The sequence below is a fragment of the Micromonospora sp. NPDC020750 genome, from assembly GCF_044334565.1.
GTDB lineage: Bacteria > Actinomycetota > Actinomycetes > Mycobacteriales > Micromonosporaceae > Micromonospora.
In genome coordinates this window covers 28,019-40,749 of record NZ_JBIRTH010000007.1, presented here as the reverse complement: position 1 = coordinate 40,749, position 12,731 = coordinate 28,019, and the positions used below count along the sequence as shown (strand labels likewise).

Annotated in this window: 14 protein-coding genes and 1 pseudogene; 9 read left to right on the top strand and 6 right to left on the bottom strand. The window is 69.6% G+C overall.

Going from position 1 to position 12,731, the window contains the following annotated elements:
• Nucleotides 1-51: 51 nt before the first annotated feature.
• Both ACH4T9_RS21535 and ACH4T9_RS21530 read right to left on the bottom strand, forming a co-directional pair.
• Nucleotides 52-642, bottom strand: coding sequence for an SLATT domain-containing protein (locus ACH4T9_RS21535; RefSeq protein WP_396671518.1), 591 nt, complete (start codon nt 640-642; stop codon nt 52-54).
• A 548-nt stretch (nt 643-1,190) separates the two neighbouring features.
• Complete coding sequence (locus tag ACH4T9_RS21530) at nt 1,191-1,337, bottom strand: hypothetical protein (protein WP_387020855.1); 147 nt, start codon at nt 1,335-1,337, stop codon at nt 1,191-1,193.
• A gap of 389 nt (nt 1,338-1,726) precedes the next feature.
• Between ACH4T9_RS21530 and ACH4T9_RS21525 the strand changes: the two genes are divergently transcribed.
• From ACH4T9_RS21525 to ACH4T9_RS21515, 3 genes are all read left to right on the top strand, one after another.
• On the top strand, nt 1,727-2,275 hold the full coding sequence (locus ACH4T9_RS21525; protein WP_396672038.1) for a carboxymuconolactone decarboxylase family protein: 549 nt from the start codon (nt 1,727-1,729) through the stop codon (nt 2,273-2,275).
• A 66-nt stretch (nt 2,276-2,341) separates the two neighbouring features.
• Nucleotides 2,342-2,896, top strand: a complete 555-nt coding sequence (locus ACH4T9_RS21520) for a carboxymuconolactone decarboxylase family protein (RefSeq protein ID WP_396672037.1) — start codon at nt 2,342-2,344, stop codon at nt 2,894-2,896.
• 53 nt (nt 2,897-2,949) lie between these two features.
• A complete protein-coding gene (locus ACH4T9_RS21515; RefSeq protein ID WP_387020857.1) occupies nt 2,950-3,498 on the top strand; it encodes a carboxymuconolactone decarboxylase family protein in 549 nt (182 codons plus the stop codon).
• Nucleotides 3,499-3,612: 114 nt separating this feature from the next.
• Here the strand turns inward: ACH4T9_RS21515 and ACH4T9_RS21510 are convergent, their stop codons facing one another.
• Both ACH4T9_RS21510 and ACH4T9_RS21505 read right to left on the bottom strand, forming a co-directional pair.
• Complete coding sequence (locus tag ACH4T9_RS21510; RefSeq protein ID WP_396672036.1) at nt 3,613-4,365, bottom strand: SDR family NAD(P)-dependent oxidoreductase; 753 nt, start codon at nt 4,363-4,365, stop codon at nt 3,613-3,615.
• 179 nt (nt 4,366-4,544) lie between these two features.
• Nucleotides 4,545-4,769, bottom strand: coding sequence for a helix-turn-helix transcriptional regulator (locus ACH4T9_RS21505; protein WP_396671517.1), 225 nt, complete (start codon nt 4,767-4,769; stop codon nt 4,545-4,547).
• Between the two features lie 508 nt (nt 4,770-5,277).
• On the opposite strand from ACH4T9_RS21505, the gene ACH4T9_RS21500 reads away from it, so the two are divergent.
• Nucleotides 5,278-5,547: a hypothetical protein gene (locus tag ACH4T9_RS21500; RefSeq protein ID WP_387020862.1), complete on the top strand. Its 270-nt coding sequence runs from the start codon at nt 5,278-5,280 to the stop codon at nt 5,545-5,547.
• 141 nt (nt 5,548-5,688) lie between these two features.
• Here the strand turns inward: ACH4T9_RS21500 and ACH4T9_RS21495 are convergent, their stop codons facing one another.
• Complete coding sequence (locus ACH4T9_RS21495; RefSeq protein WP_396671516.1) at nt 5,689-6,573, bottom strand: aminoglycoside phosphotransferase family protein; 885 nt, start codon at nt 6,571-6,573, stop codon at nt 5,689-5,691.
• A gap of 85 nt (nt 6,574-6,658) precedes the next feature.
• On the opposite strand from ACH4T9_RS21495, the pseudogene ACH4T9_RS21490 reads away from it, so the two are divergent.
• Nucleotides 6,659-6,802 (top strand): annotated as a pseudogene (locus tag ACH4T9_RS21490) (IS5/IS1182 family transposase); the annotation flags it as partial.
• A gap of 20 nt (nt 6,803-6,822) precedes the next feature.
• Here the strand turns inward: ACH4T9_RS21490 and ACH4T9_RS21485 are convergent.
• A complete protein-coding gene (locus tag ACH4T9_RS21485) occupies nt 6,823-7,779 on the bottom strand; it encodes a helix-turn-helix transcriptional regulator (protein ID WP_396671515.1) in 957 nt (318 codons plus the stop codon).
• Between the two features lie 74 nt (nt 7,780-7,853).
• Here ACH4T9_RS21485 and ACH4T9_RS21480 point away from each other — a divergent pair, with 74 nt between their 5' ends.
• The 4 genes from ACH4T9_RS21480 (at nt 7,854) to ACH4T9_RS21465 (ending at nt 12,538) form a co-directional block, all read left to right on the top strand.
• Complete coding sequence (locus tag ACH4T9_RS21480) at nt 7,854-8,987, top strand: epoxide hydrolase family protein (protein WP_396672035.1); 1,134 nt, start codon at nt 7,854-7,856, stop codon at nt 8,985-8,987.
• Between the two features lie 210 nt (nt 8,988-9,197).
• Nucleotides 9,198-9,905 carry an SAM-dependent methyltransferase gene (locus ACH4T9_RS21475; protein ID WP_396671514.1) on the top strand — a complete coding sequence of 236 codons (708 nt, stop codon included), beginning with the start codon at nt 9,198-9,200 and terminating at the stop codon, nt 9,903-9,905.
• 255 nt (nt 9,906-10,160) lie between these two features.
• Nucleotides 10,161-11,264, top strand: a complete 1,104-nt coding sequence (gene ssd, locus ACH4T9_RS21470) for a septum site-determining protein Ssd (protein ID WP_396671513.1) — start codon at nt 10,161-10,163, stop codon at nt 11,262-11,264.
• Nucleotides 11,261-12,538, top strand: a complete 1,278-nt coding sequence (locus ACH4T9_RS21465) for a TadA family conjugal transfer-associated ATPase (RefSeq protein ID WP_396671512.1) — start codon at nt 11,261-11,263, stop codon at nt 12,536-12,538. The genes ssd and ACH4T9_RS21465 overlap by 4 nt, the downstream gene beginning before the upstream one ends.
• Nucleotides 12,539-12,731 lie beyond the last annotated feature (193 nt).

Sequence of the window (12,731 nt, the reverse complement as noted above, 5' to 3'; positions counted from 1 at the left end):
CGCACTAGGTTGGACGGGGCGGTCGCTGACCTAAAGATTCTAGAAGCCGGTCTAGATGCCATTGAAGAACCAGGTGCCAAATGGTATCAGTATCAGAATGGGTACCACTAAGCTGGCGTATGGGAGCAAGGTCACCGACGAATATGCCGCAGAAACCGCGAGATCATGAAGTCGCTTCGCCTTGCTTCTGGTTCCACCCTGGATTGACGATTGCACTTTGTGGAAGTCGCGGCTGGTGTGGTTCTCCGTTGAGGCGACTGCAACCTCATACTCCCACTGCAACTTCTCACCTTTATCTTGCCGATCCGGCCCTGCATATTCCTTGAGGTTTTCAGCCGCAACAGAGATTTGCTGAATCCTCTTGTAGTTTTCTTCCATTGCCCGTGCCCGAGTTCCATAACCGGCACCCGAAACAACAAGCGAAGCGACCAACGAAAGTATGGATAGAGAGACCATGAGGGCATCTCCGCCAACGCCGTACATGTCCCGCTTCGTTAGCAGCCCGACAGAGGCAATTGCCGTCGATGTCGACAAGGCAACTAGAGCGAAATTCCATGCGGTGTTCGCGTGGCTGAGGCGGCGAGAGGCATTTAGTCGGCACAGATAGGTCGTGTAACTTCTTTTTTCCAGACGCTCCAACATCGGAGAGGGAGCGTCAGGTAGTGACTCGGCCACTAGTCTCCTTGCCTGACCTTAAAATAAGCGTCACCCGCAGCCTCGGGGATGCGAGCATTGCCCCGGAAGTTAATCCGAAGCAAACCGCATGGGCGTGCCAACACGGCATATTACTACTGCCACTCAAGCGATGGGCCTGAGCAAGTGGCCGAGTCGTCTGGCATCTTATCATCCAGGCGTTATCCTGACGTTCCTTGCCTAGTGAAGGAAACTCCGTGCGGAACCCAATGGGGGAGGCCAGGAGAGACCCATTAGGTAGTAGGTTTTCGCCATATGCTCACAGGGACTTTTGATGGCAAATATCCCTCAGTGTGTCGCCGCCGCATTTTTGCACCAACAGTTGGCAGGTCAGCGCCCGGCGATGACCTCTGAGAAACGTCTTCAGCCTGCGTGACCCCAACGCGCGGGTCGCCGTCGAACTGTGCCGACGCCCCATCCCTCGGCCCGCGCGTCGACACCGCCGGCCTACCGATGGACCGCCGTGTCGTCAGCCGACGGTAGGTGAACCAGCTTCGCTAGGTTCGAGCTTCGATGATCGCCGCTTCGATGCGCAGTCCGATCCCCGTCAGGGCAAGGAGGAACGCGAGGATGTGCGGTTCGGTCGACCCCGAGTTGCTCGACAGGGTCAGCAGCGAGAGCAAGAGCCCCGTGACTATCGCCATGGTGCCGAGTACACGCGTACCAGCGGCTCGCCGAGATCGAAGGTCCACGGCGGAGACCGTACCCACTACCTTGCGTCGAGAGTGTCCGACTGTAGACGACACGAGCGTCTAGACGTGCTCCTCGGCCAGGCCGCGCCGCCCGAACACGTGCGCCGGAAGCGCAGCCTCCGCACCTGCTCGGGACCATCGGCGGTCGCCGCGAGGCTGCGCGAAAGAACACTCCACAGACAGCCAGGCCCGACGGTGTCAGGTGAGGCTACGACAGCCGACGACAGTCCTTTGTGGACGTTACCGAACAGCGCACACCCTTGAGTTGCCGCAGTGGACTCACTAGATTCGATCCTCAGCCACGATCAGGGACCGGCCTCGAAATTCAGGAGAGTGACCCCATCGCATACATCGATCTAGGGGTGGATGAGACCGAGCTCCCAGGCGTCCGTGGGCCGCTGCGCTTCCGGCCGGAGACCGGTCAGCCGTTGCTTGAGCTGGTCGAGGTGCTGCTGCGCGGGCCGCATTCGCTCACCCCCGGGGAGCGGGAACTGATCGCCGCGTACGTCTCCGGCCGCAACGAGTGCACCTACTGCTGCTCGGCGCACTCGGCGTACGCGGCGGCGCAGCTCGACGAGGGCATGACCCTGGTCGACCAGGTACGCGCCGACCTGGACAACGCCCCGATCTCCGCGAAACTGCGCGCCCTGCTGCACATCGCCGGGGCCGTCCAGGTCAGTGGACGCGAGGTCACCCCCGAGCTGGTTGCGACCGCCCGTGCCGAGGGCGCCACCGACCTGGAGATCCACGACACGGTGCTCATCGCGGCGGCCTTCTGCATGTTCAACCGGTACGTCGACGGCCTCGGCACCCAACCGGCGGCCGACCCCGGGTGGTACGAGCGGGCGTCCGGGCGCATCGTCAACGCCGGCTACCGGCAGGTCGTCTGACGACTCCGGCCGGCGCCACCGACCGAACCCCGCCCGCCCCACGAGCAGAACCCGGAGCATCAGGTCATCGCACATATCGACCTTGGCCAGGACGAGCAGGTCTACCTGGGCATCCACGGCCTGATCCGTTACCGGCCGGAGACCGGCCGCCCCCTGCTGGCGCTGAACGAGGCGCTGCTGCGCGGGCCGCACCCGCTCACCCCCGGGGAGCGGGAGCTGATCGCCGCGTACGTCTCCGGTCGCAACGAGTGCCGGTTCTGCCAGGGGGCGCACTCGGCCTTCGCCGCCGTGCAGCTCGACGAGGGCATGACCCTGGTCGACCAGGTTCACGCCGACCTGGACAACGCCCCGATCTCCGCGAAACTGCGCACCCTGCTGCACATAGCCGGAGCCGTCCAGGTCAGTGGACGCAGCGTCACCCCCGAACTGGTCGAGGCCGCCCGTGCCGAGGGCGCCACCGACCTGGAGATCCACGACACGGTCCTGATCGCGGCGGCGTACTGCATGTTCAACCGGTACGTCGACGGCCTCGGCACGCTCGTACCCGATGACCAGGAGTGGTATCTGGGACCGGCCGGACGGGTCGCCACCCATGGTTACCTGCCGGTGCTGGACCGCTGACCCGTACCGGTCACCCGAAGTTTCACCCGCTAGCCGAATTGGGGCGTGACGTCATGGCACACATCGACCTGGGCGTGGACGAGAACGAGTTTCCCGGGGTCCGGGGCCCGTTGAAGTACCGGCCGGTGACCGGCAAGCCGATGATGGAACTGGCCGAGACCCTGCTGCGTGGGCCGCTCAGCCTGTCGACGGCCGACCGCGAGTTGATCGCCTCGTACGTCTCCGGCCTGAACGAGTGCACCTACTGCTGCTCGGCGCACTCGGCGTTCGCCGCTGCCCTGCTCGACGAGGGCATGACCCTGGTCGACCAGGTACGCGCCGACCTGGACAACGCCCCGGTCAGTGCCAAGCTGCGCGCCCTGCTGCACATCGCCGGGGCTGTGCAGCACAGTGGACGCAGCGTCACCCCCGAACTGGTCGGGGCGGCGCGCGCCGAGGGCGCCACCGACGAGGAGATCCACGACACGGTGCTGATCGCGGCGGCCTTCTGCATGGTCAACCGGTACGTCGACGGCCTCGGCACGTTCGCCCCGAGCGATCCGAAGTACTACGACGAGACGGCCCAGCGGGTCATCAGCGTCGGCTACCGCAACACGGTCTGAACCTGATCTTCACCCGTGCGCCGTGTACGAAGGGTGATGCTCAGGTCACGCGTGACGGTTCCCTGGCCCAGCGCTGCCGATGCGTTCCCGTGACCGCCGCCCGCGCCTCCATGTCTAGGTTGCGAACGGGCCACGTACAGTGACCCCTCCATCGACGACGAGACTCTGCCCGGTCATGTAGGCCGCAAGCGGAGAGGCCAGGTAGACCGCTGCCGCGGCGGCATCATCAGGGACGCCGATTCGACCCATCGGAATCTCAGGGACTTCCGCGGTGCGCTGGGCGGAATTCGCCGCCGCCGTTGCGATGGCACCGCAGGCCACCACGTTCATGCGGATGCCGTCACCGGCGTACTCCGCAGCGACGGTCTTGGCGAGGCTGGCGAGCCCGGCCTTGGCAGCACCGTAGCCAGCCTGCATGGGTGCGGCCATGACCCCCGCGACGGACCCGACGCTGACGATGGACCCGCCGTTGCCCTGGGACAGGAAGGCGCGGATGGCAGCCCGGGCCGCACGCGCCACATAACGAAGGTTCATCTCGTACGCCAGATCCCAGTCGTCGTCGTCCATCTCGTGCAGGCGCACCGCGGGTACGAACGCGACCTGCCCTCCGACGACGGTCACCAGTGTGTCGAGCCGACCGAACTCGCCGGTGGTGCGGGTGACGAACCCGTCCAGATCCGAGCGCGAGCGCACGTCACCGACGAGTGGAACCGCGCGGGCACCAGACGCTGTCAACTCATGAACGGCATCATGTGCCCGGTCCGGAGCGACGTCGGCGACGGCGACGGCTGCGCCGGCCGCAGCGAAGGCACGTGAGATCGCGCGCCCGATGCCTTCGCCTCCACCCCCGATCACCAGGGTGCTCATGCCGTCCAGTGGTGCAGCGAAGGGGTTCATGGCCGGATCTTTCCACAGGGCCCGCGCCCGCTGGCCCTGCTGAGCCAGGTCCCAGTACTGCGGCCCAGTGGGCTGCGCGACTGCCCTGCGGGCGGCCTCCGGCCCTTACTTCCACCCGATGCCGCCGCCTCCTGTACGGGGGCGTTTGGTCAGCCCGGGGCGTCCTCGTCCGCTGGCGGCCGGGGACGGCGGTAGTCCCGGATGTACGTCTCGACCTGGGATCGCAGCCACACCGAACCGGCCTGCAGGGTCTGGAACGGGCGCGGGAAATACGGCTGCATGATGATCTGTCTGAACCGCGACCGGCTCACGCCGAGCATGTCCATGATCTCGCCTGGACCGACGAGCGGTCCCGGGACCTCCGGCTCACCCATGCGAATGACGGTAGGCATGCGCTGACCTACCCAAAATGGTCCGACTTAAGCGACCTGCTTTAAGAGGTCCGCCTTCTCAGGCCTGCCTGTGTTGACAGGGGGCGGTGGAGGGTGTGTGATCGGTGGCGCGGTACCCCCGGTCTGGTGGAGGCGGAGCCCGGCGGGCCGGGGTGCCGCAGAAACCGGACCCCGTGGGAGGCATCGATGAGGTTGCGCGACGCCCGGAACCTCGAACTCGTGAAGCTGCGCCAGGACTTTCGGTGGGACTCTTGCGTGTCGTGGCTCTGGAGGAGCAGGGACCGGCTTGACCTCGCCCGCGCTGCTGGGTCTTGCCGGGCGGGGGCGAAGTGATCGCGCGTCGGCTGCCCCTGTTGATACGGGCCGCCTGGCACACGCTCGATTGGCACAGGCACCGCCGGTGCGCCGTTTGCGGCCCGAGCGGCTGGTGTCCTCTGGTTCGGGCGGCCAAGAACCGGATCACCGCCTGGCGTAGGTACGGCCCTCGCCGATGATCGAACTCAAGGCCGGCGACGTCCTGTACATAACCGCCGTATGTAGCGTCCAGTTCGTCAGGCCGATGATGTTCAGATTGATCAAGGTTCGGACTGACCTGATCACCTACGACGGCTGGGTTTGGCTCGACGGGTACCAGCTCGATGCCAAGGGCGAGGCCGTGGCCCGTCGGGAGATCTTCGTCCAGCCGGCGGGTCTGATCGTGCAACGACGAATCGCCCCCGTCATGCAACCGAGGCGGCCCAGATCGCATATGAGGGCCTGAGCGGGTGCGGGGGTACACCCGGTCATTGAGCCTTTTCCAAGCTGATCTCGCAGCTCAGGGTGGATACGGCGAGCCCGGAGATCGATGAAGGCGAGGCTCCAGGTAAGACAGCGGTCATGCTGCTCGCAGCGGCACCGCAGGTCAGTCGTGGCGGCGACGCACGATGTAGTCGATGTAGCGGATCGTGTCCTCGCGGTTGTCCTCGCTGATCGAGTCCCACAGGTCCGCCAGCCAGTAGAGCGACCCCGACAGCATCCAGGCCCACCCCCGCACCCAGGTCGCCTCGTCGAACCCGAGCGCCTCCCGGTAGGCGGCCCGCGCGCGGGCATCGAACAGGCTCCAGCCCGGCCGCACCTCGACCGCCGGATCGCCGCGGCCGAGACCGCCGAAGTCGATCACCCCGGTGAGCCTGCCCCGGTCGACCAGCAGGTTGCCTTCCAGGAGATCACCGTGCAGCCATACCGGCGGTCCGGGCCACTCGTCCGCCGCCATCGCCTCGTCCCACGCCGCGGTCACCGCCCGCCCGTCGATCCGGTCGCCCAGCGCCGCGATCGACCGGCGGGTCAGCTCGTCCCGCTGCGCCAGAGGTACGCCGCGCTGAATCCCCTCCTTGACCGGCCCGCCCATCGGGTCGATCGCGATCATCGCGCGCACGAAGCCGGCGAGGTCGACGGCGAGGTCGACGAGGTCCTGCCCGGCTTCCGGATTGCGCCCGTCCAGCCACGGGACGACCGTCCACGGCCACGGATAGTCCCCGCCCGGCCGGCCAACCGCGATCGGCACCGGCACCGACACCGGAAGATGCGGCGCCAGCCGCGGCAGCCAGGTCGTGTCGGTCGCCACCTGGTCGACCGCCCACTGCGCCCGCGGTAGCCGTGCGGTCAGGGAGTCGCCCAGCCGGAACAGCGCGTTGTCGGTGCCGTTCAACGGCTGCGCAACGATCGGCAGGTCCGACCACTCGGGGAACTGCTCGTCGATCAGAGCGCGTACCTGCTCGACAACGACGACGATCTCTCCAGGTCGCATCGCGCGACCGTAGAACCCGCTCGATCATCCGTCAATCGAGATCGGGCCACGCCGAACCGTGCGTCGGATCGACCGCTTGTAGAGGATCCGCGCTCGTGGCGAACGAGCCATCGTCACGCTCAAGACCTGGAAGATCCTGGCCAAGCTGCGCTGCTGTCCCCGCCGGGCCACCGCAATCGTGCAGGCCATCCTCGTCCTGCACCACGTCGAAGCGAATCGCTACGTGGGGCCGGCCGGCCATCACGCTGCTCAGGAATCCTCGACGGCGTCGGTCAGTCGGGCGGCGAGGCCTCGGATGTGGCTGACCAGCTCGGGTGGCTCGTGGATGCGGAAACGGAAGCCGAACAGCGCGACGTAGACGGCGATCTCGTCCAGGGAATTCGACCCCGTGTGCAGCATGCAGGTGTGCGGGTCGATGGCTTCGATGACGCCGACGGTGGGCGCGATCCGCTCGGCGGCGGCCTCAGCCGAGGCGTACAAAGTGATTTTGGCCTGGTAGCGGTAGGAGGCGGTGGACACGCCGCTGGTCAGGTACGCGGCGAAGTCGGCGGCGGGTGCCTGTCGTGGCGTGAATCGGGGTCCGGTCGGGATGCGCGGCTGGATCCGGTCGACACGGTAGGTGCGCCAGTCGCTTCGGTCGGTGTCCCAACCGATGAGGTACCAGCGCCGTCCGCTGTGGACGAGCCGGTGGGGTTCGGCGTCGCGTACCGACGAGGTGCCGTCGTGGCGACGGTAGTCGAAGCGGAGCCTCTGGTGGTCGCGGCAGGCTGTGGCGATGGCGACCAGCACGTCCGGGTCGACGGTGGGGCCGGTGGTGGGGACCGTGACGGTGACCGAGTGCAGCAGGTTGACCCGGTGCCGTAGGCGCGACGGCAGGACCTGTTCGAGCTTGGCCAACGCGCGTAGCGAGGTGTCCTCGATGCCGGCGACCGTGCCGCTGGCGGCGGTGCGCAGCCCGATGGCGACAGCGACGGCCTCGTCGTCGTCGAGAAGCAGCGGCGGGAGCTTCGTTCCCGCGCCAAGCCGGTAACCGGCAGCGCCAGGGGTGGCGTGCACGGGGTAGTCGAGGTCACGCAGCTTCTGGATGTCGCGGCGCACGGTCCGTACGTCGATCTCAAGGCGCTGCGCCAGCTCGGCGCCGGACCACTCGCGGGGTGTCTGTAGCAGCCCGAGGAGCCGCAGCAACCGGGCGGAGGTTTCCAACATGGCCCGAGTCTGCCAGGAAGCTAGGGCCAGAGCTGTCCTAGCTCGCCCGTAGCGTGCTGTTCATGAGCGAACAGATCACCCCGTTTCGGATCGAAGTTCCCCAGGACCGCCTCGACGACCTGCGCCAGCGGCTTGCCGCGACCCGTTGGCCGGACGAGTCGCCCGCCACGGGCTGGGAGGCAGGGGTGCCGCTGGGTTATCTGAAGGATCTGGCCGACTACTGGCGCACCGAGTACGACTGGCGCGCCCATGAGGCTCGGCTGAACGAGTTTCCCCAGTTCACGACCGAGATCGACGGACAGACCGTGCACTTCCTGCACGTTCGTTCGCCCGAGCCGGGAGCGGTGCCGCTCATCCTCACCCACGGCTGGCCCGGCTCGGTCGTGGAGTTCATGAACATCATCGGCCCGCTGACCGATCCCGCCCGGTACGGTGGCGATCCCGCCGACGCCTTCCACGTCGTGGCCCCGTCCCTGCCCGGCTTCGGCTTCTCCACCCCGCTCGCCGCACCCGGATGGGGCACCAGCCGGGTGGCCCAGGCATGGTCCGAGCTGATGAAGCGCCTCGGCTACGACCGCTACGGCGCGCAGGGCGGCGACACCGGAGCGATCATCACCCCGGAGCTCGGCCGCATCGACTCCGACCATGTGATCGGGTTGCACGTCAACAACCTGGGCACCTTCCCCTCCGGCGATCCGGCCGAGTTGGCCGGCCTCACCGAGGCCGACCAGGCCCGCCTCGAGTTCATGACGACCTGGGGCCGGGACATGTCCGGGTACGCCATCGTCCAGTCGACCCGGCCGCAGACGATCTCCTACGCCCTCACCGATTCACCGGTCGGTCAGCTCGCGTGGATCGTCGAGAAGTTCAAGGAGTGGACCGACCCGAGCGCCGGCCTGCCTGAGGACGCCATCGACCGCGACCTGATCCTCACCGACGTCTCGGTGTACTGGCTGACCGGCACCGCCGGATCCGCCGCCCGGATCTACTACGAGGACGCCCGCACCTGGGGCCAGGCCAGCCCGAGGTCACAGGTCCCGACCGGGGTGGCGGTGTTCCCCAACGACATCACCCTCCGTCCCCTCGCCGAACGCGACCACAACGTGGTGCACTGGAGCGAGTTCAGCAGTGGTGGCCATTTCGCCGCACTGGAGGCACCCGACCTCCTGGTTGGCGACGTGCGGAAGTTCTTCCGCCCGCTCCGCTGACCGCAACCGGACAGGACAGGACGGTGCCGAACGCCAGGAACTCGACGACCAGGCGCAGCGTGTCGGAGAGATCCTGGAGGGCGATCCGCTGTTGACCATCGGGACGGTCGCCGTCGGCGGCCACGCGTGGACACCCTGGCTGGAAGCGACGGCCACGGCCGGGGCCTTCGACGTTCCCCGGGGCAGTCGGGACACGCGTACCGTGTGCCGGTGACCGACCAGGACGCCAAGACGTACCTGGCCGCTGCCGCGGCCAACCTGACCTACAACGCGCCACTGAGCGAGGGTCGGGTGACTGACCTGATCCGACGGCTGGTTCCCACCGGGGCCGACTGGCGTGCCCTGGACCTGGGCTGCGGCAACGGCGAGTTGCTCCTGCGGCTGTGTGAGGCCCACGGCATCGCCGGCCACGGCGTCGATCGTGGCGAGGGCGTGGAACGGGCTCGGCTGCACGCGGCGGAGAGGGGAGCGTCCGCCCGGGTCACGTACCACAGCGCGGATGCCGCGACCTGGGACCGACCCGCCGACCTCGTCGTCAACGTCGGAGCCAGCCAGATTTGGGGCGGTGCCGCGCACGCCCTCGCGGCGTTGCACCGTCTCACCGTGCCCGGCGGCAAGCTGCTGTTCGCTGATGGCTTCTACCAGGCCAGCCCCGGCGACCAGGTCCGGGAGACCTTCGGTGACCTGCCCGACCTGGCGACCCTGGCCCAACTCGCCGTGGACGCAGGGTTCCGGCCCCTGCACGTGTCCGTCTCCACCCTCGCCGAGTGGGACGACTTCGAGTCCGACTGGCGTGCCGGAATCGAACGCCTCGGCACGCGGACGGCACGCGATTTCGCTGATCAGCGGCGCGACGAATACCTCAACGGGTACCGCGACGTGGTCGGCTTCGGATGGCTGATCCTGGCACCTGCCTGACCACCAGCCGCCGATACCGAGCGACACGTGCCCTTGTCTTTTCGAGCCGACGATTTCGCCGGTGCGCCCGCTGGTCGGCGTTGATGCCCGCCCACCTGCTCCGGAGCGCAGCGCCATAGCAGATCGACTCGCCTGCGGGGCGTTGTCCACAGTGGCCTCGGCTGTCCACAGGCGGGTGTGCGCCACCGGCGGAGACTGCCGGGTTCCCGGCACGCTCTCCGGCAGCACCCCCGAGCCCGACTGCTGGAGGCCGCGATGCCACCCCGTACCTCGCTCCCACCGCGCCGGCGGCTGCCCCTGCTGGTGACCTCGGACGACGACCTCCTCGACGACCTGCTCCGGCTCGCCGCCGCTGGCGGCACCGAGGTCGAGGTGGCCGCCGACCCGGCCGCCGCCAGGTCCCGGTGGACACCGGCGCCGCTGGTGCTGGTCGGCGACGACCAGGCACAGGCGTGCCTGCGGGCACGACTGCCGCGCCGGCCACGGATGGTCCTGGTGGGCCGCTCGGGGCAGCTCGACCCCGGTTGGGAGATCGCCGAGCTGATCGGGGCCGAGCACGTCGCCGTCCTCCCGGCCGCCGAGCCGTGGCTGGTTGACCGGTTCGCCGAGTGTGCGCCGGACCGCGCGGGCGACGGCGTGGCCCGGGTGGTCGCGGTCCTCGGCGGGCGGGGTGGCGCCGGGGCGAGCGTCCTCGCGGGCGGGTTGGCCGTCACCGCCGCCCGGGCCCGGCTGCGCACTCTCCTCGTCGACGTCGACCCGCTCGGCGGTGGGCTGGACCTGGTGCTCGGCTGGGAGCAACTGGAGGGGCTGCGCTGGCCGGCGCTCACCGACGCCGACGGTCGGGTCGACCCGCCGGCGCTGGTCCGGGCCCTGCCCAGCCGGGGTGACCTGGTGGTGCTGTCCTGGGACCGGGGTGACCTGCTGCCGCTGCCCGCCCCGGCGATGGCGGCCACCCTGGAGGCGGCCCGCCGGGGGCGGGACTTCGTCGTGGCGGACGTGCCCCGACACCTCGACGACCCGGCCGTGCTCGCGTTGCAGGCCGCCGACCAGGCCTTCCTGGTCGTGCCGGCCGAGCTGCGGGCCACTGCGGCGGCGGCCCGGGTGGTCGCCGCCGCCGCGCCGCACTGCGCCCAACTCTCCGTCGTCGTACGCGGCCCGGCCCCGGGGCGGCTGAAGGCCGTCGAGGTGGCCCGCTCCCTGGGGCTGCCGCTGGCCGGGACGCTGCGACCGGAGCCGGGCCTGTGCCGAGGGCTGGAACGGGGTGAGGCGCCCGCCGCCGACGGGCGTGGCCCGCTCGCCGCGCTCTGCCAGCGGATCGTCGGCGAGCTGACCGGCCTGCCCGCGTCGGGTGCGGCATGACCGCGCCTCCCGGCGGCGGGGAGCTTTCGAGCCGGGTACGCCAGCGCTTCGCCGCCGCGGACACCCCGGTCACCCCGGCCGCCGTCGTCTCCGCCGTACGCGCCGAGCCCGCCGCGGCGGTCCTCGGCGACACCGCCGTGCTCCGGATCGCCGGCCGGGTGCACGACGACCTCGTCGGCGCGGGTCCGCTGGCGCCCCTGCTCGCTGACCCCGAGGTGACCGACGTGCTGGTCAACGGGAATCGGGTGTGGGTGGACCGGGGGCAGGGCCTGCGCCAGGTCGCTGTACCGCTCGGCACGATCGACGACGTCCGCCGGCTGGCCCAGCGCCTCGCCGCCGGAGCCGGCCGCCGCCTCGACGACGGTTCCCCGTACGCGGACGCCCGGCTGCCCGACGGGACCCGGCTGCACGCCGTGCTGCCTCCGGTCGCGACGGACGGGCCCTACCTGTCCCTGCGCACCTTCCGGCAGCGCCCGTTCACCCTCGACGACCTGGTCCGGCAGGGCACCGTGCCCCGGCCGGTCGCGCCGGTGCTGGCCGCCGTGGTGGCGGCCCGGCTCGCGTACCTGGTCGTCGGCGGCACCGGCTCCGGCAAGACGACGTTGCTCAACACGCTGCTGGGGCTGGTCCCGGGTACCGAGCGGATCATCTTGGTCGAGGACGCCGCCGAACTGCGTCCCGTGCACCCGCACGTGGTCGGGTTGCAGGCCCGCACCTCCAACGTGGAGGGCTCCGGCGCGGTCGGACTCAGCGACCTGGTCCGGCAGGCCCTGCGGATGCGGCCGGACCGGCTGGTCGTGGGGGAGTGCCGGGGCGGGGAGGTCGTCGACCTGCTCGCCGCCCTGAACACCGGTCACGACGGCGGGGCGGGGACGCTGCACGCGAACGCCCCGTCCGACGTGCCGGCCCGGCTGGAGGCGCTCGGGATGCTGGGCGGGCTGCCCCGGACCGCCCTGCACGCCCAGGTCGCCGCCGCGCTCCAGGTGCTGCTCCAGGTCCGCCGGGGCGCCCGGGGCCGGGTGCTGGAGTCGGTCTGCCTGTTGCTCCCCGAGGGACCGGACCGCCTGATCACCGTCGTCCCCGCCTGGGTACGCGGCCACGGGCCGGGTCCCGCCGCAGCGGCCCTCGGCACGCTGCTGCGCACGCGGGACGTGCCCGTCCCGCCCGCCCTCTGCGAGGTGTGGCCTGATCGCCCCGATCGGGATGGCCGCTCCGATCGGGGCGACCGGTTCGAGGTGAGGGGTGGCGGGTCCCGGCACGGAGGATCCGAGTGACCAGGGCGAGTTGGCTGGTGGCGGCCCTTCTCGTCGTCGCCGCTGCGGCTGTGGCGTGGCCGCTGCGCAGCAGCCGGTCCCGGCGACGGCGATTACTCGGCTCGTCTCCGGGCCGGCCGTCGTCGCCCGTTGACCCGGCCGATCGGGTCGGTGCTGTACGCATCCCCACCGGGGCGGTCGCACCGAGCGCTGT

Excerpts from the sequence above, each read along its gene's own strand:
- ACH4T9_RS21510 (WP_396672036.1), bottom strand. The coding sequence starts at position 4,365 with ATGAGCACCCTGGTGATCGGGGGTGGAGGCGAAGGCATCGGGCGCGCG.
- ACH4T9_RS21500 (WP_387020862.1), top strand. The coding sequence starts at position 5,278 with ATGATCGAACTCAAGGCCGGCGACGTCCTGTACATAACCGCCGTATGT.
- ACH4T9_RS21485 (WP_396671515.1), bottom strand. The coding sequence starts at position 7,779 with ATGTTGGAAACCTCCGCCCGGTTGCTGCGGCTCCTCGGGCTGCTACAG.
- ACH4T9_RS21495 (WP_396671516.1), bottom strand. The coding sequence starts at position 6,573 with ATGCGACCTGGAGAGATCGTCGTCGTTGTCGAGCAGGTACGCGCTCTG.
- ssd (WP_396671513.1), top strand. The coding sequence starts at position 10,161 with ATGCCACCCCGTACCTCGCTCCCACCGCGCCGGCGGCTGCCCCTGCTG.
- ACH4T9_RS21465 (WP_396671512.1), top strand. The coding sequence starts at position 11,261 with ATGACCGCGCCTCCCGGCGGCGGGGAGCTTTCGAGCCGGGTACGCCAG.
- ACH4T9_RS21505 (WP_396671517.1), bottom strand. The coding sequence starts at position 4,769 with ATGGGTGAGCCGGAGGTCCCGGGACCGCTCGTCGGTCCAGGCGAGATC.
- ACH4T9_RS21515 (WP_387020857.1), top strand. The coding sequence starts at position 2,950 with ATGGCACACATCGACCTGGGCGTGGACGAGAACGAGTTTCCCGGGGTC.
- ACH4T9_RS21530 (WP_387020855.1), bottom strand. The coding sequence starts at position 1,337 with ATGGCGATAGTCACGGGGCTCTTGCTCTCGCTGCTGACCCTGTCGAGC.
- ACH4T9_RS21535 (WP_396671518.1), bottom strand. The coding sequence starts at position 642 with ATGTTGGAGCGTCTGGAAAAAAGAAGTTACACGACCTATCTGTGCCGA.